This is a genomic window from Dolichospermum sp. DET69 (assembly GCA_017355425.1).
Lineage (GTDB): Bacteria > Cyanobacteriota > Cyanobacteriia > Cyanobacteriales > Nostocaceae > Dolichospermum.
Map to the genome: position 1 here is coordinate 4,408,728 of CP070233.1, position 20,373 is coordinate 4,429,100.

A 20,373-nucleotide genomic window follows, 5' to 3' on the forward strand; every position below is an offset into this window, starting at 1 on the left:
ACCTTAATTGATGATAGTTAATTGATTATTTTCTGCTGGTAATTCTGTCTTATTCTCCCAAGAAAATCTTGGCGTAATCCAGAATTTATCTAATAAAATAGTTAATGGTGCTAGGGCAAATAAAGCCCAAAAAACAGCAGTGGGTATAAAGAAAAAATTCCGCAAAATAAACGTTAATAAGGCAATAGATATTGCCCAAATAATTCTACTCATGGGGGAATTGGGAATTGAACGAGGATCTGTCACCATAAATAGAGAAAATAACAGTAAAGATCCACTCATTAAATGATGGAAATAAACATCCCAAGTCCAACCTAACCAAAGATTTCTAATAGCAGCTAAGAGAGAATAAGCACCTAAAAAAGCGGCGGTAGTATCCCAACGGCCAACCCGTTGTAAAATCATGCCTCCAGTCCCCACAAATAACAACGCATACCACCATTCTTCCCCCCATTGTCCTGGGGAAACCCAAGCATCATTAGTGAGGGTAAGAACGGCAACAATGCCAAAATTAGCAGGATTAAAAAAATGCTTTTCACCAACTTTAAAGACAAATTTACTCGCTATGGCTGCAAATCCAGCTAAGGCCATGGTTGGCCAATGATCAACCCGTAGTAATAAACTAAGTCCTAGAGAGGTAATGAGGGGACTACGAATATTAATTAGTTGTAAGCTGTCTGGGGATTTAGTGATCAATGAGCAGATGATTTGAGTTATAATGCAGGAGGCGATCGCCACAGCAATAAATTCTGGATGTAATGTCCAGTCTCGCGTCCCAATTCCCAAAATTAGAAATAAACTCAGAAAGAGAATTTGATAATCTCGAATATCTTTGCACAATATCATTTTCAGTCCAGGAATTACCCGCAGATTTCCTCCTAATTTAAACCTATGGGATCCAAAATTAGGTTGTTGTTACAGTTTTTGTTACAAACTTATTTTTAAACTCGATATAGCGTTTCTTTTGTTGAGTGAGATACAAGAACCCCACCCCCAACCCCCTCCCCGCAAGCGATGAGGGGGCTATGATTTACCTCATTCAAGTGCATACCGCTATAAATAATGTAGAGACGTTCCATGGAACGTCTCTACATGAGATTCTAGGAGATTTTTAATGGAATTTGCTCCCCTATTTCCCCTTGTTTACCGGATTCTCCAGCCCACTTTTCCCCATTGTCTATGGGGTGGAAACTCAAGCTGTAAGACTATTGCTCTCACTTTTGATGATGGACCTCATCCCCAATACACACCCCAGGTATTATCCGTTTTAAACAGGTACAAAATTACCGCTAGTTTTTTCTGGTTAGGAAATTGTGTAAATCGGTTTCCAGACATTGCGAAAACAGTCAGCGAACAAGGACACTGGATCGGATTACATGGTTATGAGCATGATTCTTTTCCCTTCCTTTCCCCAACTCAGTTAAAACAGAGTTTAGAAAAAACCCAAGTTGCTATTTACAATGCTTGTAATTTACAACCTGAACAAGTGCGAGATGTGCGTCCTCCTAATGGTTTTTTTACACCTCAAACATTACAATTATTTCAACAGTGGAATTATCGTCCAGTTATGTGGAGTGTAGTTCCTGAAGATTGGGTTCTTCCTGGTGTAAATGTGGTGATAAATCGAGTTATGAAGCAAGTTAAAAACGGTTCATTAATTGTGTTACATGATGGCTATTTTGGGGGCAAAGATGTGGCAGAAACTATTAATATTTTGATTCCTAAATTATTAGAACAAGGTTATAAATTTGTGACTATTGATAGTTTGTGGTAATAAAGATAAAGCAAAACTAAAACTACATGTTAATTTGAGTTTGGCTGAACCTTGAATTTGAATCATATAAGGTTCAAGACGATCTCTAAACCAAAATAACTCCAATCCTTTTAATTGACCCTTGCTACTTTGTAAACCATCTGCACCTTCTAATTCTAATCTGGTAGGATGAGGTTTAGCCCAAGATGCTAAATCAGCAGGATAGCGATAAGCAGGATAACGAAATTCTTTTGTTGGTTGACGACTAGCTAAATATAAAGGTTCATAGTAAGCGGTAAATAAAACCGTTCCTTTCTTATCTCTCCCCACAGATTGATAAAAAACAAATTCTTTTTCTATAGCTGCTTGTAGTGCTTGAGCCGATTTTGTGGAAATCAATAATTGCCGAAATCTTTGCAAACTATTATCAACTCTTTCTCTGGTAATTTCTGATTTTTGATAAGCTGTAACTGCCCTTTCTGTTTGCAAATATTGGAGACTGTAATCTATAGATTGTAATAGGGCTTTTTTATCAGCAACTTCATCATTATTATCATCATAAATTGCCTGATCTAAACAAGAAATATCTTCTTGACAACAGGTAACTGGTACTCTGGGAATAAGTATCGGTAATTTCTTTGGAGTTGGATTGACTAATGCTGGTAAATTCCATTTTCCTAACCGACATTCTGGGGAACTAAGTTCTTGATTGGGCAGTGGCTGTATGCCCACAATCAAACTTGCCATAAATATGGGTAAACTAATAGTAATGTTAGCAAATTTCTGGCTATTCATTCATGTTATGGTAGGTAGCAACGGCAGAAGGTGAAATCCGATTCAAATAGCGGAAAATCCAATATTTAAAGATCGTATCTAAAATGACGGGAAATGTGGCAATAAATAAGAAAATAAAATCATGATTTGCGGGTAATCCCCAATGTCGTGATATTCCTTCCAAGAGAACTTCCCAACCATGAGGAGAGTGAAAGCCGACAAAAACATCGGTAAATAAAATGATAATAAATGCTTTAGCACTATCACTTAAACCATAAACTACATGATCAAAGAACTCTTTTAATACAGCGATAGAAGATTTACTAAGGAGTAATAAAACAGTAAAGGCAATTACTGCAAAAATATCAGCAAATACATTTTTAATGGCATTATCACTTTCTTCGCGAAATTCTTCTTTTACTTTCTCAGCTTTCTCCTTCATTTTGGTTTCTAATTCTTCAGTTGCCAGCGGGGGAGCATTACTAATTAAGGATTCAAATTTAATTCTTTCTTCAAACCTTTGTAATGCTAATAGTCCTTCTTCTTCCATCTCTCCATTTAAGAAAACTTCTACTGTTTTCTCATTTCGGAAATGTTCTACCAATGGGCCAACAATTAAAATTTTTGATACTTGATGTGTAAGTAGAGGAACAATAATCAGGAGGAGGATAAGCCGAATTGAGATAATACTTCTTTGTTTGGCTTTACGGAAATTTTTAACTACATCTTGTTCAGAATCTGGATCTAATTCTACTTGTAAACGATTGATTGTGTTGAAAATTGAGCGGGGTAAAATACCTGTAGTATTGGCTTTTCCCTTTGATATATTTTGGTTAACTTTCTGCGATCTTTGTGGGGTAAATTGTTGAGATTTAATTAAATCTGTGGGTGGTTCAACAGTTGGAGAATTGGGATTTTCATAATTTGTACTTATATCATTATTAGTATATTTGCAGGTAACTTGATCAATGAATTCTAGTTTCTCTAAAATTAATGCTGGGCTAGAATATTCTATACCGACTTTTATGGCAGCTTTTTGTTTAGATTCATTAGAAAACCACCGACTGGCTTTAAATTCTGTCAGCCGCATTTGTACAATTTTTAATAACTTTTGCAAATCTCCTTGAAAATAATCCATCACACTGGCGCTGTGCATGGTAAATTCGGAGTCTATTTTGTTACCATTGAAGTGTTTATCTTCAATTTCTTTAATTTTTATAGCGGCTTGATAGGCTGTATCTAAAGAACGTTCTGGTGTCAGTAGATACCATTTGTAAGCAGCCAGTAAAAAAGGGTATATTTTTTGGCTAAACACGGTATTTCTCATCGAGATGATTATTTAGGATTATCCACTAAATTCTTAAACTTAAGTTAACGCAAAAACCATGCTTTCTGATTCTCTTTGGATTTTTGGTACTAGTCGTAGTGGTAAAACTACTCGCTTGATAAACCAGTTTAGTGCTTGGTTACAAATTGATAATCAAGAATCTGATTTATTTTATAATAAAAATATTCACAATTCCTTACCTCAACCCATAGATAAAACTGCAAATTCACACCAAAAAGAACTAAGTATTTTATTATTAGCTGCTAATGATGATACCCGACGGGAATTAGCTGATAGAGTTACTACTTTAACATTAGGAAAATATCCTCTTCGCGTAAAAACAGCTTTGGGTTTTTTCCAAGATGAGGTAATTTTATTTTGGCCGTTATTAATTGATTCGTTGTCAATCAAAGCACAATTTTCAGTCAGATTGCGTCCAGAAACAGAACAAGAATTGGCAACAAAACTCTGGAGTTCTCGGTTAGATGCGGAAGTTTTGCGACGTGTAGGTATAAATGAGTATCGGTTGGTGAGGCGTATCCTGGATTTATGGCAATTAGCAGCTTATAGCGGTGTACCCTGTGAAGATATTCCTCAAATTTTGCACAGTGGATTAGAAAATGATTCTATCAATTTAGAACCGGAATTTTTGGGTGATTTGCTACTAAGTTGGCGCAATTGGTGTTTGGAACGAGGATTATTGACTTATGCACTCATTACCGAACTGTATAACCAAAATTTACTGACTCATAATACCTATCAACAGCATTTGCAGCAACGCTATCAAGGTATCATAGCAGATGATGTGGATGATTATCCAGCGATCGCTGCTAACTTATTTGAATTTTTATTAAATGCTGGGGTAATAGGGGCGTTTAGCTATAATCCTCATGGGGCTATCCGTTGGGGTTTGGGGGCAGATCCTCAGTATTTATCCAGATTATCTGAGCGTTGCCAAGTAGAAAATTTAACCTCTATACCTGCAAATAGTTTGGGCTATTCTCTAACTGAGCAAATGGTAGAATTGGTCACACAGCCAATGACAATGTTAACTTTACCAAGTTGTGTAAAGCCTATTCAAACCAATTCCCGCGCCCAGCTATTACGTGAAACAGCCGAGATAATTATTGATGGAGTCAAATCTGGGGAAGTAGCAGCGGATGAAGTAGCAATTATTGCACCTGGTTTAGATGCGATCGCTCGTTATACCCTAGTAGAAATATTAACCAAACAAAATATTGAAGTTGCATCTCTCAACGAACAACGCCCTTTAATTAGTTCATCGGTAGTCAGAGCATTACTCACCTTAATGGCTCTAGTGTATCCCGGTTTGGGACGGTTGGTAGATAGGGATGCAGTAGCAGAAATGTTGGTTGTTTTGAGTCAATATCAAACTCAAGATGGGCAGGAAAAAGAATTCCATCACTCTAGAATAGATCCGGTGCGGGCTGGGTTAATAGCAGATTCTTGTTTCGTTCCCCACCCCGATACACCCGATTTATTACCAGTGAGAACCTTTGATCGCTGGGATAGAATTGGCTATATTGCCACTCAGGCTTATGAAGAAATATTACAATGGATGGCCGAACAGCGGGAGCAATATCAACAGCGTCTTCTCCTCACCCCCATTTTTCTCCTCTACAAAGCCATTCAAGACTTTATCTGTAATGATAAAAACCCCTCATATCAAGAATTAGCAGCATTACGAGAATTACTAGAAACTGCCCAACATTACTGGGAAATAGACACCCGTTTAAGACAAACGGATTCTCTCTTGCTTTCAATGCATACACCCGAAACTCTTAGCATTACTATTACTAACTTTATTCAACTGCTGCGACGGGGGACAATTACCGCCAACCCCTATCCAGTGCGTCCTATCGGTAGCAATAGAAAAGCTGTAACTTTAGCAACTATATTTCAGTACCGTGCAAGTAGAAACAATCACCGTTGGCATTTTTGGTTAGATATTGGTTCACCACTATGGGCTAAAGGTGGTGCTGCCACCTTATATGGTGCTACCTTATTTTTACGGGATAGGTTAGGACAACCTTGGACAGCAGAAGATGAACAATTAGCCGAAGAACAAAGATTACAAAGAATTATCGCCGATTTGCTGGCGCGTGTGTCTGATAAATTGTATTTGTGTCACAGTGAATTAGCCGTAAATGGACAGGAACAAATAGGACCTTTATTACCTTTAGTTCATTCCTGCGAAGTGGTTTAAGTAATTAAAAATTAAAACCCCTAGATTAAGTTCTAGAGGCTTTTTTTCAAAATCTATTTTTCATTGCTTTTTTAGCAAGCCCCATTACCATTAGAAGAGTTCATCCCATTAGAAGAGTTAAGATCCATAGGAGTTATACTAGTTCCTGATTGATTCAAACTGAATGAACCGGCAGGATCTGCATTAAATATGGCTGGACTAATTCCCGGCTTTGTTGTTGAAGAGTTATATAAAAGAAACTCTCCCGGATAAGTACCGCTCTCCCCCGGTTTTAAAGTTTGTTGTTGTAGGGGTAACTTCTCCCCAAAATTGTAAAAAGTTCTGGGTGCTTGTGTATTATTTTTCAGTGTAAATCCTCCAGCAATATTAGCAGCTTGTTCAGAACTTAATTCAGACAAACAATTTTCATCAAAGCTAAATAAAGAAGCATCTTTTTCTGTTTTGGAAGTTGGCAAATTTGTTTGCAACATAATCTTATATCTCCAAAATAAAATAACTGGAATTAACCTGCTATAAAAAGCTTATGTTTTAATTAAATTACTTTAATTAACCCTAAGTTAGATATATTAATTAACCCTAAGTTAGATGAATTAAATCAAGATCATGAGAGATATTAGATTTAGTGAAGTAGAACAATTTCTTTGCAAAATAGGTTCTATAAAAATACCAACAACAGCTTATTTTGCATCACCGTCCGCTGATGCAGATGACGTTATACCGAACCGATGCTACTTAGTTTTGTGTAGATCCCCGACTTCTTGAAGAAGTCGGGGATCTTGAAAATTCAAGAATGAGAATCTTCAGCTAAGATCATTTCTCGAATGGCTGTTGCTGTTGCAGGTGCGAGTAAGACACCATTGCGATAGTGTCCAGTAGCCAGCAAAACATTAGTAAAACCGGGTAGTTTATCAATTACTGGTGCTGGTCTGCCTTCGGGACGGGGACGCAATCCTGACCAAGTACGGAGAACTTTCGCTGCGGCTAAATCTGGGGTAAAGGCGATCGCTTGTTGTCTAACAGCATCCAATAATTCTGGACTAGGCGATACTTGATCTTCATCATCGGGAAATTCTACCGTTGCCCCCACCCAATAATCACCATTACCCATCGGTACAATATGCACATCATTACCAGTAATCACCGGTTGAAAATCAGGATTTCCTAAAGTTCGTCCTAAACTTAAATATAAAGCCTGTCCCAGCACTGGACGGATCTGCACCATTTGATCTAATTGGGCAGTTAAAGCCGTTGAACCCAAACCGGCTGACACGATAAACCAATCAGCGCTAACTTTACCCTCTGTAGTTTCAATAAAATTACATTTATGAGCCGCTCCCAATCCTTTTTTGATATGTAAGGGTGTTGGTGGTGGTGGTGGTGGGGTTTCTGTGCCAGTGACAGATACACCAAATTTGAACTTTACACCATTGCGTTGGGCGGCATCTACTAAAGATACAGTTAAAGCTGTGGCATTTAGTTGTAAGTCTTGGGGAGAATAGACAGCGCCAATAATTTGCGGATGACTAACTTGGGGACAAAATTTTTGTAATTGTTCTTGATCCCAAACTTGTAATTCCCAACCTTGAGATTGACGAATTTCCCGCAGTTGTTCCCATTCCGACAGTACCTCAACGCCGCTTTCCAAGGGGTGATCTAAATCTTCTGACAACAGCATCACAATTCCTTGACGATTACAAGGGATTTTTCGCCCTGTAATTGCTTCTAATTCAGGAATCAAAGTTCCATAGCGTTCAATGCTACTTTGTCGCATTCGCCAAGCACTACCCTTAATTTTACTGCTAATTACGCCCATTAATACACCGAGGGCGGCACTAGTAGAACCTTGTGCGGGTTGTTTTTCCTCGAAAACAGTGATATTTAAACCTTTAACTTGGCTGAGTTCATAGGCGATCGCCGCCCCAACTACACCACAGCCGATAATTACTACATTCATGGTTTTTACGCTTGAGTCAGGGGGTGAAGAATGAAGAGTCTTCCTCTCCACCCTATCACCCTATTACCTCAAGATTTTGTGATTCAAGACTCGAAGCCAAGAAGAAGCAGGGAAAGCCGGGGAAGAAATTTATTTGTTCCTTCTCCTGACTCGGTGACTCCTACTTTTAGCTACTTTTTTCAGGAACTAGTTCTAAGAAGTTGTCAATATCTACAAAAACTTCTTTGTACTTAGTTAAAGCTAGGCTAGTATTACCCGTAGAGGCAGCTTGATCTACTCTTACTAGATCCTGTAACAAATCTTTGCTGATTTGCCGGGCTTTAGCTTGATTTTGCCGTGCCAAGTTAGGAATGATATAAGTCATATTTAACCTAGCTTCTGTCATTGGTCCATGGATGAAATTGCCCACTTTAATCCATTCACCTTGAGAAATCAGGTTTTTCAATTCGGTCGAGCGATCGCGCACCATCTGAATTCCCGGAACATATTCCTGAATTTTTGCAACTTCCGCTGCTGTATAAGATGGTGGTACAGTAGCAACACTAGGACTACCACAACTAATTAAAAATGTTGCTAATAATACAAAAATCAGTGAAAAGATAGAACGTTGACGCACCATAAATGGAAATTAATTTTTTGTTTGTTTACAGATTCACAGTGTTATTTTAGATCGCTATGTAATTAACCGTTACAGTTAAATCAGGTTTTTCTGTCCTTATCTTCCCCACAGACCAACCGAATATAGGAGTATTGTTGAGTGAACGCAGCCGAACAAGCCACAAATTTGGAATTTGCCAGCAAAATTGCGACAGTAGTAAATCTATTTAAATACGAATTTCCTGATCTCAAATCTGATCTTAAACCTTGGCACAATGACCCAGAAACCAGAGAATTAGTAGACCCAGATTCCATAGATATTGGATTTCATTTTCCTGGTGTTAGCAAATCTTGGCGCAGTCGGAGTATTTTAATTCAAATCCGATTTTATCAAGATCCTGTAAATAATCATCGTCGCGCTATTGGTGTAGAAGCTGCTGGGTTTGATCATCGTGGTGAAGTTTGGCGACTTTCGACAGTGGAAATATGGAGTTTTGTTGGCGATTCTCTACCCTCTGCTGAAGTTGGAGAAAAGTTAAAACAGGTTTGTCGGCAAATTTTAGAGGTGTTTAATCGGCCAAGTGAGTAAAAATCATGATCTTTTCTGCTCATCTAACGCCCATTCCCACCTTTGCTTTAAGAGGGTGTTTGACAACTACCATCTACACAGTATGCTGATTGATAGGTTTGCAATCGCTTACCAAACAAGGTATAACGGTTATCCCGAATTTGTTCATAAAACCTATCTCCTGCCCATTTCATCCCCGGTAAAGCCCGATAAGCCTCGACAAATAAGCTTCCCATAGGTAATAATCGCCCAATTTCCTCAGCCGCATTACTACCCTGCCAACGTCTTTGGGTAGCATTACCATCAATTAACATCATCCCCTGTTGACAATCTGTAGTAGTAATTTCCCATTGGGATAATCTCTCCTCATCTTGCATAGGAACGTAACGAAAGAGCTTTCCTTGGTCTAAAGTCTCCAACAACTGCACTAAAGTCACACAAAGATTGCAGTTGCCATCATAGATAACATAGTAAGTCATAAAATTAGTCGCTATAGTATGTTTTTGGTAAGTATCTGACTTTTAAGTGCGTACTTGTGAATTTATCTGTATATACTGTACTATATAAAAAGTTAAAAAACTACTGCTGATTTAGCGATTTATAAATGCCATTCATTATTAATAGTGAGGTAAAATCATGACTCAAAATACAATTAATTATGTAATTCATGATAGAAATTCTCGGTTTCATAGTCAAATTGATTGGCTCAATAGTTATCATACATTTTCCTTCAGCAACTTCTATGATCCCACGCGGATGGGATTCCGTTCTTTGCGAGTAATTAATGATGATCTCATAGCTGCTGGTGCAGGATTTCCGACTCATGGACATAAAGATATGGAAATTCTCACTTATGTTTTATCAGGTGCAGTAGAACATAAAGATAGTTTAGGCACAGGTTCGGTAATTCTTCCCGGTGAAGCCCAGGTAATGAGTGCAGGAACTGGGATTATGCACAGTGAATTTAATCCTTCTCCAACTGAAGAATTACATTTACTGCAAATTTGGATTTTACCAAATCAGCAAGGACTAAAACCTAGATATGAACAAAAAGCTTTTCCCATAGCAGAAAAGCAAGGAAAATTACGTTTAATTGCCTCTGAAAATGGAAGAGATGGATCTGTAATTATTTATCAAGATGTCTCTTTATATGCGGGAATTTTAGCAACAGGTGATGTTGTAAATTATCATCTTCAAGATCATCGTTATGCTTGGTTACAAATAGCTAAAGGTAAAGTAAATTTCAATAATCACGAATTGCAAGCCGGAGATGGAGTAGAAATTACAGGAGAAGAAAAAATCACAATTAGCAGTAATTCAAGCTCAGAAATATTGCTGTTTGACTTAGGGTAAAATACCATAGGCGGGGTTTCCCCGCCCTCAGTTTGGGTTTCCTAATTTGGGTTTCCTAATTGGGGTCTCCCCACCCTCAATTGTATTTCTACCTGAAAATCTAGAAATTTATTAAACATTCTGACTTCTGCTGAATCATAATTAATTTTCTAAAACAGAAAGTATCTTTGTGCCATTGGTAAAACTGTTGCTGGTTCACAAGTTAATAATTCACCATTCGCACGGACTTCGTAGGTTTCAGGATCTACCTCAATATGAGGTAAAGCATCATTTAATTTCATGTCTAGTTTAGTAATTTGACGAGTTCCTGAAACTGGAACTGCTAACTTTCTTAAACTTAATTGTTGAGGAATTTCTCTTGCTAAAGCTGCTTGAGAAATAAAAGTTAATGATGTTGCATTTCTCGCACCCGCAAAACTGCCAAACATTGGTCGCATATATACAGGTTGCGGTGTGGGAATACTAGCACTAGCATCACCCATTTGTGACCAAGCAATCATGCCTCCTTTAATGACAATTTGCGGTTTGACACCAAAAAACGCAGGTGTCCACAAACACAAATCCGCTAATTTTCCTGCTTCTACTGATCCCACATATTCAGAAATACCATGAGTAATTGCCGGATTAATTGTATATTTAGCGATATATCTTTTTGCTCGTACATTATCCGCATTACCATCCCCAGCAAGGCTTCCCCGTTGTATTTTCATTTTGTGTGCTGTTTGCCAAGTCCGAATTATGACTTCACCTACCCGCCCCATTGCTTGTGAGTCAGATGCAATCATACTAAACGCGCCTAAGTCGTGAAGAATATCTTCCGCTGCGATAGTTTCTCTCCGAATCCGAGATTCAGCAAAAGATACATCTTCAGGAATACTGGAATCTAAGTGATGACATACCATCAACATATCCAAATGTTCATCTAGAGTGTTGACAGTGTAAGGACGGGTGGGGTTAGTAGAAGATGGTAAAACGTTACTTTGTCCGCAAACTTTGATAATGTCTGGTGCGTGTCCTCCTCCAGCCCCTTCCGTGTGGTAGGTGTGAATAGCACGATGTTTAAAAGCGGCAATAGTATCTTCAACAAATCCGGCTTCGTTGAGGGTGTCAGTGTGAATTGCGACTTGCACATCATATTCATCAGCAACGGTTAAACAAGTATCAATTGTGGCGGGAGTCGTTCCCCAATCTTCATGGAGTTTTAACCCCATTACTCCAGCTTCAATTTGTTCTATTAGTCCTTGGGGTTGACTTGTATTGCCTTTCCCTAAAAATCCTATGTTGACAGGGAACGCATCTGCGGCTTGCAACATTCGGTAAATATTCCAAGGTCCAGGAGTACAAGTTGTGGCATTTGTTCCTGTGGCTGGTCCTGTACCTCCACCAATCATCGTTGTGATCCCTGATGCGATCGCTACTTCAATCTGTTGAGGACAAATAAAATGGATGTGGGTATCAATTCCCCCCGCTGTCAGAATCATTCCTTCTCCTGCTAAAGCTTCAGTCCCCGGACCAATAATGATATCTATATTGTCTTGAATATAGGGATTTCCAGCTTTACCAATTTTGTAAATTTTGCCATCTTTAATGCCGATATCTGCTTTAACAATTCCCCACCAATCGAGGATTAAAGCATTAGTAATCACTAAATCTACAGCACCATCAGCGTTAGAAATTGGGGATTGTCCCATGCCATCTCTAATCACTTTACCACCACCAAATTTCACCTCATCTCCGTAGGTTGTGAAATCCTGTTCTACTTCAATAAATAATTCTGTGTCTGCTAATCTAATTTTATCACCTACTGTGGGTCCATAGGTTTCAGCATAAGCGCGACGATCCATTCTGTATGGCATACTTTATCCTTTTTTTAATTAAATAGAGTTATGGGCAAAATTTTAGCTTAAACAGTAGAAGCCTCTCACCTACCCGATAGGGAGGTGATGAGATGAATACGCGGAAGTGACGAATTGCCCAACGAGCAAAATTAAGCGCAGCTTAATCAGTATTGTTGGGCGATGTTAGCGAAGCGGCACGAAGTGCGGAATGAACACTTTCTTGATTTTTTTTCAAATATTTGATATAATCCTTGACAGTAGGTGTAACTCAATTAAATGCACCAAAAGCAGCCTATCAAAAAAGTTAAAAATTATCTCAAAAAGTCCCTAGGGCATAGGGCTTTAAAGCTCGGTTAATGTCTTCATAGAGGAGTCGCCGAGAAGCCTACACTCACCTGAAAGGGAGTGTGTGGAGTATGTCACAGACTTCCATTAATTTTGCCGTTGAATCCATATATCTGACGAGTACCAATGAGGGGAACTAGAGTAATTTCTTTTTCATCTCCTGGTTCAAATCTCACGGCTGTACCTGCGGGGATATCTAATCTCATTCCTCGCGCTTTTTCTCTGTCGAAAATTAAAGCAGTATTAACTTCAAAAAAGTGAAAATGCGATCCTATTTGAATGGGTCTATCTCCTGCATTTGCTACTATTAATTTAGTAATTGGACGACCTGCATTTAATTCAATTTCCCCTATTGGGGTGATGATTTCTCCGGGTATCATAATTTTTTCCTAATTTAAAGATTTTCTAAGAATTCTACAAAGGGTTGGAAAGCTTGCGGACATCTTTCGGCAATATCTTGATATCTAGCACTTCCTAATATTATACGAGCATCACTAGAACCTCGATATTTTTTACCATAGGTTTGAAAAATTTTCTGGGTCTGAATCCCAGACGGATTGATTCTGACTCGGTGACTCCTGACTCCTTCTTCAAGAGATGTACCCTCTACATAAATTTCAACTTTCATGGAAGTCTCTCTAATTCATCACTACGGTGTAATTGTTCTAATTCATCTGAGCCAAAATCATCAAGCATATCAATTAAAACTTGAGAATTTCCAGGTTTAATAAACTTTGCTTCCCCATTTTCTTTTCTAATTACTGCAATTTGAGAAATATCAAACTGCGTCAAAAAATAAGATGAATGAGTTGCCAATAAAATTTGTGTGCGTTCACAAGTTTTCTCAAATAAGGCAGCTAAAACAGGTAGTGTCCGTGGATGTACACCTTGATCTGGTTCATCAATACAAATTAACGATGGTGGATTTGGCAGTACACATAAACAAATCCAACAAATTAAACGCAAAATTCCATCTGATAAATCCGCAAGACTTAACTCTTGATCAATACCTGATTCTTGCCAAAAAGCTATAACTTCTCCTGGTCCACCACGAGCTTTTACGGTTAAACCTTTAAAACCAGGAATTACAGAACGAAGATGTTGTTGTAGTTCATCAAATGCTGTTCTATGTTCAGTCATTAAATAGAAAAGAACTGAACTCAAATTACCTGCATCTTCATGTAAAATTGGTTCTTGTTCAATGGGAACTGATTGACGAATCTTCTGATTTCCTATGTTAAAAGAACTATAAAACCTCCAATCACGAATATATTCACGTAAGTTATATAAAGCTTCTAATGATGGATTTGTTATCGTATTCAGCGTTAGTTGATTAGAACGCTTTAAAGCAATCTCTTGTTTTAATTCATCTTGTGTTAAAGCTGTAAATCCTTTTTCTCCAGGTTCTCTAATAACACCTTTATTACCCTGAATATCCATATATATGTATGGATTACTATATTTATCATTAAAAGGTTTAGATGATTCTACTCTTTCATAGGAAACTTGGGTTCTACCAACCGGTCCCATAAGTTCCCCTAAATATCTAATACCAATTGGACGACCTGTATCAATTTCTATATCCCATTCAAACTTAGCTGGTCCTGGAATATGAAAAATCTGCTGCCCAATAGCACCAGTAATTATTTCAGGAGGGATATCGTAATAAAGACTATCTCGCAAAAATTTGAGAAATTCAAATAAACTTGATTTTCCTGCCCCATTAGCACCAACAATAATTTCTAATGGTTGTAATGGAGCTTCCAAGTTTCTAAAAGGACGATAACCTCGAATATTGACTGATGTTAATCGGTATGGTGCTACCATGTTGTTACCTCAATTTTTTTCTCATATATTTAAGTGATTTTTGACTAACAAATTGGATTATGTACAGTTACTAACTTTGTGCCATCAGGAAAAGTGGCTTCTACTTGGACATCATGAATCATTTCTGGAATTCCTTCCATGACATCATCACGAGTTAATAAAGTTGTTCCATAACTCATTAAATCTGCCACGGTTTGACCATCTCTTGCCCCTTCCAAAATCGCAGCAGAAATAAAAGCAATCGCTTCTGGATAATTTAATTTTAATCCTCTATTTTTTCGTCTTTCCGCTACTAAAGCAGCAGTAAAAATTAATAACTTATCTCGTTCTTGCGGTGTTAGATGCATTTTTTTCTCCCCTGTGTCTGAAGTAGTTTGTTTAAATTTGCCATACTCTCGGAATACAATTACCACCATTTAGACAAGATACTCGGAACATTTGCCAAATATTTGTAAACCAACTTCTGACTTCAGATGTAGAATTACCACGATATCGGCACAAAAATCCATGTTGTAAGCGAGTTACCCCAGCATTAGAGTTTTGAATGATTAAAGAACGCGCTTGGTTAATGATTTCCTGTGATATTGGCAAACCAACACTAATAAAACTACCCACAACGGGGTTTCCCGCTAAACCATGAGGACTATGAAATACTTCTTCGCTACCGGGGACAATTTGCCTATCAATCCATAGGGGAATACCATTTTGCCAGATTTCCGTGTGCGATCGCATCTCTCCCTGTAAAAACTTTTCTCCCCTGGCACTTCTTCCAAATCTCGTAATTTCCCAGCCCAAATAACTTGCATCTGTAGCTAATTCTACCCGCAAATCTTGGCGATAAATTGCCCCATTAAATAAAATCGTTTCTTGGGGTAAATATTCTAAACAAGCATGAGCATCAATTTGAATATCTACGATTTGTCTTGCTAATAGCCCGTTACTACGATATATTTTACTTGCGGCTGCGGTGGTAATTAATGCCTTTGTCTGGGGTTGGAGGTGAATTTGGGAAGATAAGCGATCGCCCCCCACAATGCCGCCAGCAGTGTGTAAAATCACACTATGACAAACTTCTTGTCCTTCTGGATAAAAAGGGCGTTGTACCTTAAAAGGGGCTTGATGGTGGTTGTAAATCAACTGAGTAGAATCTTGGCGTTTAGCATAAACTAAGTTAAGTTTGCCATGCCAACCTTGTACTGTGTAGGGGTTATCAATCATTTAGAGCGTAAAGTAAAAATTAATCACCTGATTTGTCCACTTAAACATATTATTCAATAATTTATGACAATATTTTGGTTGGCATTAGCTGGCATTATCGGCTGGTTTATCAGTTTACTAGCTGGTGGTGGGAGTTCATTAATTCTCATGCCCATTGTGGGAATGTTCATAGGGGCAGCAGCTATTGCTCCTGTAATTACTATCAGTGGCATATTTGGCAACAGTGAACGAGTATTTGTCTATTGGCAAAAAATTAATTGGGATGTTGTCAAATGGGAGTTACCCGGAGCAGTTTTTGGCGGAATTTTAGGAGCATTTACACTCACAAAAATTAAATTAGATTGGTTAAATATTTTAGTTGCCATATTTCTCATTTTTTCGGCTATAAGTTACTTCTTCAAAAATGAGGAGAAATCTTTTACCGTCCAAACTTGGTACTTTCTCCCAGCAGGTTTTGCTTATGCTTTTTTATCTGGTTTGATAGGCAGCATGGGGCCTGTATTAGCTCCACTTTATATTAACTATGGCTTACAAAAAGAGGAATTACTAGCAACTCAGGCAACAAATCGAGTGATTGTTCATCTCGTCAAAGTGGTTGTCTATGGTTTTTTTGGAGCTTTCAAATTACCATACATTGGTTATGGAATTGTCCTTGGTTTGGCTGCATTACCTGGCAATTACTTGGGACATTTAGTTCTGCAAAAAATCAGTGAAAAACAATTCCGTCAATTGGTGATCTCCTTTGTCATGTTCAGTGGAATGCTGATTTTATGGCAGCAAAGAGAATTATTACCTTTTTGGTAAAAATAATGTTTTCTACATTTTTCCCATTTGAATTGTCTTCTATTTATTTCTAAATATACTTGCTGCTCTTCAAATGGCAAATCTTTAACTAAGTAGGTGAACAGAATAAAACCAATCTGTGTAAAGAAAAGTAAAATCGCCCAAACCCTCTTCAATCTTGCCTTTTGCCTCTTGCCTCTTGCCTTGCCATAACGACAATTTTTAATGCTAACCTACTTATATATAGCGGTTATCGTGGGGATGCAATACAATCGCGGGCAGGGAAACCCCACCCCCTACTAAAAAATATTCTTGATTATCTTCAATCAATTTTTCAATTTTCAGTCTAATTAGTGTTTGCATTTATTTACAGCACTTCCTTTGTGTTATGAGGTACAAGAACCCCACCCCCAACCCCCTCCCCGCAAGCGATGAGGGGGCTAAGATGTACCTCATAAGAGCGAAAACCGCTGTAACTATTAACTTTGAGCTTGAATTTGTCTAACTACTGTCAAAGCTGAATAACTCACTCCCGCAGTTCCTTCTCCAGGATGAGTTGAATCCCCCACTAACCACAAATTATTAATAGGTGTCCGATTCGCAAAACCAAAGGGGCCAAAGGTAGGAATTCTTTGCCCAATACCACCAACAATACCCCCTTCCCGTCCTGTAAAATGCTCAAAGGTACGAGGTGTGGCAGCTTCTACATAAATGATAGTTTCTGGTTTCAAGTAGAAATATTCAGAAAGTTTGGATATTGCTTCTTGAGTAAATTTTTGTTTTAACCCTTGATAATCTTGAGTATGCCACCAGGGAGTAAAATCAACAAAGGAAGAAGCAATAATTGTGGCTTTTCCTATTGGTGCGCGGCCGTCTCCTTCATGACTTACAGAGACAAACAGAGAATTGTTTTCACCAATAGGTTTATTAACATCATATAAAAATTGTAAATGCGGTGGACAATTAGGAGGAATTGCACTTTTTTCTACACCCAAATAAACTACAAATGCACCGGAAGCTGGGGGGAGTTTTTCTACTCTTTGTTTATATCCAGCAGGAGCATTTTCTCCTAATAATTGAACTAAATTTTGAACGGTGACATTTGCAATTATATGTTCTGCTGTTTGGGTCCAAGTTTCTCCGGTTTTCTGATTTTTAATAACTACAGCGTTGGCTTGGCCATTTTCAACTTTGATTTTTTCGACGGTGTGACGCATTAATAATTTGCCACCATCTCTTTCTAAGGATTCTACCAAGCGATCGCTCAATACTTGCATACTCCCTTGCAGATGATATAATCCCTGGGGTGATTGGGACACACTCAAGGCTGTAGCTGCATAAAGTAAAGCGGTTTCTTCGGCGCTGACTTGAGAATATAACTTCAGTTGTAAATCTAAAAATGTCCGCAGTCTTTTGTCCTTTCCTAACCCACATAATCGTAAAGCATCCCCTACAGTAAATAATGTGAAAGGTGCAGTAATCAAGGTACTCGGACGCACTGCTTGGATTAATTGTCCTAAATCCCATAAATTCCGGGGTGGTAAAACAGGATCACGTCCTTGAAATTCCCAACTAGCATTAAATAAAGTTGTTAATAATTGCCAAAAAGATTCACTACCAGGAAACTGTTTCTGGCGTTCTGCTTGCCATTTCTGAGGATCACGCCAGACATTAATCGGTGTTGACTCTCCCGGAAGATATACCGCACAAGCTGGGTCACAAGGCGTGGCTGCGGGTAATTCTATATTTAATTCTGAGAAAATGCGGTGATGAATTCCCCCAGGTTCTAAACCTGCAACTTGGGTTGCACCAACATCAAAGATAAATCCTTGACGTTTAAAGGTGGAAGCACAACCACCAGGAACTATTGCTTGGTCAAGAATTAGGACGTTATAACCTCTGTGTGCCAATAACGCCCCGGTTGTAAGTCCACCTATACCCGCACCGATAACGATAACGCGGGATTGATTTTTTGTATGAGTAAGATTTGACATAGTTCAACTTCGCTGACTATAAATTGAGAATTAACTTTATAATTCTTCATATTACTAATCATTAGTTTACATAAATTATTTGTTTAGTGCCAGAGTTAACAACTATCAGAAATAGCAAATGTCTTTTATTTGTGACACCAAAAAACAGGGAAGAGGTTGAAAGTCTATTAGTATATGGCTTTTTTCTGGAAATTTTCAACTCATGACATTGCGTATAAATGTATTTTGTCTTACATTCATCTAAAAATTATTGAGGTGAGTATTTGCAGTATTATCTATTAATAACTAACTTCCAAATTACGTAAAATCAAATCAGCCCTGGGTGTAAACCCATCAGCATATTCAGCCGGAAATTGGGTAATTACATAAAATGCTTTACCCTTTTGTTCTCCAATGTAGATACTACCAACAATGTTTTTGCCTTGGCTAAAAACAATCTTTTCTTTTACCCAAGGATAGAATGTATTCTTTGTCCGACTCACTACGCGCCATTTATTGCCAGAAATTAACCCATTTTTGCTATTGACAAATTTGCTAACTTGTGAATATTTCTGAAAATTATTCAAAAAAGCAAAGTGAACATAAGCATTTTCATTTTTTTTATTACCAAAGTTAGCAATAAATTCAACTCCTTGTCCTTCCTCAGAACTACTAGATGTTACTAAAAAATCGTCTGAGGGAAAGTAGGTACTAAAACTAGGGTTTTGGTACAGCTTGAGTGTAATTGTGCTTTTTTCCCCTTCTATATATAAGGTGGCTTTTTTTGTTGCTGGTTTAGTTGACTGGGTTTTTTGACTAGCCAATAATATTGTTTGATTACTGGCTAGAGGATGATTTTTACCAAGTTGCCCAGAGGCTAAATTAGGAGTAGCTAATGTTAATATTACTAGGCTTGTTGGTATTATACAGTTAAGATGATTCATTGCTAATATTTTGATTTTTTACTAAATAAAGACCTAAACTTGAGTTCAGTTATGTAATATTCGGTAAGCGTATTGCAATACGCCTCTACTTGTCAGTATAAGACATAAAAACCTATCGGGGGACTCTTGAAAAGTTACGCCTGTCAGAGATGATTCCGTCATTCGTGGCCAACGGGATCAGGTCCGGAACTATACATCTAAGGCAATGCCTGAAAGTAGGGGCGTATTGCAATACGCCCCTACTGCGGGGAGTGCCAATACCAACTGTGAGGAAGTAAAGAGTTTCTATCCTGTTTTCTACTATAGTACAGGCGGTTGATTAAGACATCGCTTGAATGATGTAATCAAAGTAAGGTGCAGTTTCGGCCGCGTCTTCTGTATTCAATAAATCCAAGGACGCTTGTTTGAGAGAAGTGATAGCTTCTACCATTCCAGGAACAGGAACACCTAGAGAGTTGTACATTTCCCGCACACCAACCAAACCAATTTTTTCAATGGGATCTTTGTCACCAGCAAGTACGCCATAGGTAATTAGGCGTAAATACCAGCCAAAGTCCCGAATACACAAAGCCCGCTGTTTTTCACCGTAAGCATTACCACCGGGGGCGATAAAGTCAGGGCGTTTTTGCCAAAGTTTTTTGGTGGCTTCTTGAACGATTTTTTTCTCGTTTTCTGAAAGGGTAGCAGCGATTCTTGTCCGCTTTACACCTGTTTCCAAAAATGCTTTGATGTTTTTGAGTTCGCCACTGCTGGGGTAACGCAGTTCTTCGTCAGCTTGGAGAATAACTTGGCTAATTACAGTCATGATTATCTAAATGACCTGAAATATTTATATTTGCTAGTTTACCGACTTAGAGGAACATTAGTGAAGTGTATGGGAAGATAGGGATAA

Annotated in this window: 21 protein-coding genes; 5 read left to right on the forward strand and 16 right to left on the reverse strand. The window is 38.2% G+C overall.

Annotation, left to right across the window (positions count from 1 at the left end; all coding sequences use genetic code 11):
* Window positions 1-3: 3 nt before the first annotated feature.
* On the reverse strand, window positions 4-843 hold the full coding sequence (locus EZY12_20140; GenBank protein QSX70750.1) for an RnfABCDGE type electron transport complex subunit D: 840 nt from the start codon (window positions 841-843) through the stop codon (window positions 4-6).
* A gap of 271 nt (window positions 844-1,114) precedes the next feature.
* Here EZY12_20140 and EZY12_20145 point away from each other — a divergent pair, with 271 nt between their 5' ends.
* Window positions 1,115-1,774 carry a polysaccharide deacetylase family protein gene (locus EZY12_20145; GenBank protein QSX67037.1) on the forward strand — a complete coding sequence of 220 codons (660 nt, stop codon included), beginning with the start codon at window positions 1,115-1,117 and terminating at the stop codon, window positions 1,772-1,774.
* Here the strand turns inward: EZY12_20145 and EZY12_20150 are convergent.
* Complete coding sequence (locus EZY12_20150; protein ID QSX67038.1) at window positions 1,730-2,548, reverse strand: MltA domain-containing protein; 819 nt, start codon at window positions 2,546-2,548, stop codon at window positions 1,730-1,732. The two genes, EZY12_20145 and EZY12_20150, sit on opposite strands and share 45 nt — an antisense overlap.
* Window positions 2,541-3,854 carry a proton extrusion protein PcxA gene (pxcA, locus tag EZY12_20155; GenBank protein QSX67039.1) on the reverse strand — a complete coding sequence of 438 codons (1,314 nt, stop codon included), beginning with the start codon at window positions 3,852-3,854 and terminating at the stop codon, window positions 2,541-2,543. Before pxcA ends, EZY12_20150 begins: the two co-directional genes overlap by 8 nt.
* A gap of 58 nt (window positions 3,855-3,912) precedes the next feature.
* On the opposite strand from pxcA, the gene EZY12_20160 reads away from it, so the two are divergent.
* Entirely contained in the window at window positions 3,913-6,081 is a 2,169-nt protein-coding gene (locus EZY12_20160; protein QSX67040.1) for a recombinase family protein, read from the forward strand.
* Between the two features lie 71 nt (window positions 6,082-6,152).
* Here EZY12_20160 and EZY12_20165 read toward each other — a convergent pair whose 3' ends face one another.
* From EZY12_20165 to psbQ, 3 genes are all read right to left on the reverse strand, one after another.
* Window positions 6,153-6,551 carry a hypothetical protein gene (locus tag EZY12_20165; GenBank protein QSX67041.1) on the reverse strand — a complete coding sequence of 133 codons (399 nt, stop codon included), beginning with the start codon at window positions 6,549-6,551 and terminating at the stop codon, window positions 6,153-6,155.
* Window positions 6,552-6,865: 314 nt separating this feature from the next.
* Complete coding sequence (locus EZY12_20170) at window positions 6,866-8,035, reverse strand: FAD-binding oxidoreductase (GenBank protein ID QSX67042.1); 1,170 nt, start codon at window positions 8,033-8,035, stop codon at window positions 6,866-6,868.
* 166 nt (window positions 8,036-8,201) lie between these two features.
* A complete protein-coding gene (gene psbQ / locus EZY12_20175; protein ID QSX67043.1) occupies window positions 8,202-8,654 on the reverse strand; it encodes a photosystem II protein PsbQ in 453 nt (150 codons plus the stop codon).
* A gap of 138 nt (window positions 8,655-8,792) precedes the next feature.
* Here psbQ and EZY12_20180 point away from each other — a divergent pair, with 138 nt between their 5' ends.
* The gene (locus EZY12_20180) at window positions 8,793-9,221 is read left to right on the forward strand and encodes a hypothetical protein (protein ID QSX67044.1); all 429 of its coding nucleotides are present in this window, start codon (window positions 8,793-8,795) and stop codon (window positions 9,219-9,221) included.
* A 47-nt stretch (window positions 9,222-9,268) separates the two neighbouring features.
* Here EZY12_20180 and EZY12_20185 read toward each other — a convergent pair whose 3' ends face one another.
* The gene (locus EZY12_20185) at window positions 9,269-9,679 is read right to left on the reverse strand and encodes a DUF393 domain-containing protein (GenBank protein QSX67045.1); all 411 of its coding nucleotides are present in this window, start codon (window positions 9,677-9,679) and stop codon (window positions 9,269-9,271) included.
* 157 nt (window positions 9,680-9,836) lie between these two features.
* Between EZY12_20185 and EZY12_20190 the strand changes: the two genes are divergently transcribed.
* Complete coding sequence (locus tag EZY12_20190; GenBank protein ID QSX67046.1) at window positions 9,837-10,553, forward strand: pirin family protein; 717 nt, start codon at window positions 9,837-9,839, stop codon at window positions 10,551-10,553.
* Window positions 10,554-10,702: 149 nt separating this feature from the next.
* Here the strand turns inward: EZY12_20190 and ureC are convergent, their stop codons facing one another.
* From ureC to EZY12_20220, 6 genes are all read right to left on the reverse strand, one after another.
* Window positions 10,703-12,409, reverse strand: a complete 1,707-nt coding sequence (gene ureC / locus EZY12_20195) for an urease subunit alpha (GenBank protein ID QSX67047.1) — start codon at window positions 12,407-12,409, stop codon at window positions 10,703-10,705.
* A 401-nt stretch (window positions 12,410-12,810) separates the two neighbouring features.
* Window positions 12,811-13,116: an urease subunit beta gene (locus EZY12_20200; protein QSX67048.1), complete on the reverse strand. Its 306-nt coding sequence runs from the start codon at window positions 13,114-13,116 to the stop codon at window positions 12,811-12,813.
* Between the two features lie 14 nt (window positions 13,117-13,130).
* The gene (locus EZY12_20205; GenBank protein QSX67049.1) at window positions 13,131-13,364 is read right to left on the reverse strand and encodes a hypothetical protein; all 234 of its coding nucleotides are present in this window, start codon (window positions 13,362-13,364) and stop codon (window positions 13,131-13,133) included.
* Window positions 13,361-14,563 (reverse strand): AAA family ATPase, encoded by a 1,203-nt coding sequence (locus EZY12_20210; protein ID QSX67050.1) that lies wholly within the window; start codon window positions 14,561-14,563, stop codon window positions 13,361-13,363. Before EZY12_20210 ends, EZY12_20205 begins: the two co-directional genes overlap by 4 nt.
* A gap of 44 nt (window positions 14,564-14,607) precedes the next feature.
* The gene (gene ureA / locus EZY12_20215) at window positions 14,608-14,910 is read right to left on the reverse strand and encodes an urease subunit gamma (GenBank protein ID QSX67051.1); all 303 of its coding nucleotides are present in this window, start codon (window positions 14,908-14,910) and stop codon (window positions 14,608-14,610) included.
* Between the two features lie 31 nt (window positions 14,911-14,941).
* The gene (locus EZY12_20220) at window positions 14,942-15,781 is read right to left on the reverse strand and encodes an urease accessory protein UreD (protein ID QSX67052.1); all 840 of its coding nucleotides are present in this window, start codon (window positions 15,779-15,781) and stop codon (window positions 14,942-14,944) included.
* 63 nt (window positions 15,782-15,844) lie between these two features.
* Here EZY12_20220 and EZY12_20225 point away from each other — a divergent pair, with 63 nt between their 5' ends.
* Entirely contained in the window at window positions 15,845-16,585 is a 741-nt protein-coding gene (locus EZY12_20225) for a sulfite exporter TauE/SafE family protein (protein ID QSX67053.1), read from the forward strand.
* Between the two features lie 458 nt (window positions 16,586-17,043).
* Here EZY12_20225 and crtD read toward each other — a convergent pair whose 3' ends face one another.
* The 3 genes from crtD to EZY12_20240 all read right to left on the reverse strand — a co-directional run bounded on the left by crtD (window position 17,044) and on the right by EZY12_20240 (window position 20,286).
* Window positions 17,044-18,558, reverse strand: coding sequence for a C-3',4' desaturase CrtD (crtD, locus tag EZY12_20230; GenBank protein ID QSX67054.1), 1,515 nt, complete (start codon window positions 18,556-18,558; stop codon window positions 17,044-17,046).
* 278 nt (window positions 18,559-18,836) lie between these two features.
* Window positions 18,837-19,481, reverse strand: coding sequence for a hypothetical protein (locus EZY12_20235; GenBank protein ID QSX67055.1), 645 nt, complete (start codon window positions 19,479-19,481; stop codon window positions 18,837-18,839).
* 319 nt (window positions 19,482-19,800) lie between these two features.
* A complete protein-coding gene (locus EZY12_20240; protein ID QSX67056.1) occupies window positions 19,801-20,286 on the reverse strand; it encodes an allophycocyanin in 486 nt (161 codons plus the stop codon).
* Window positions 20,287-20,373: the final 87 nt, after the last annotated feature.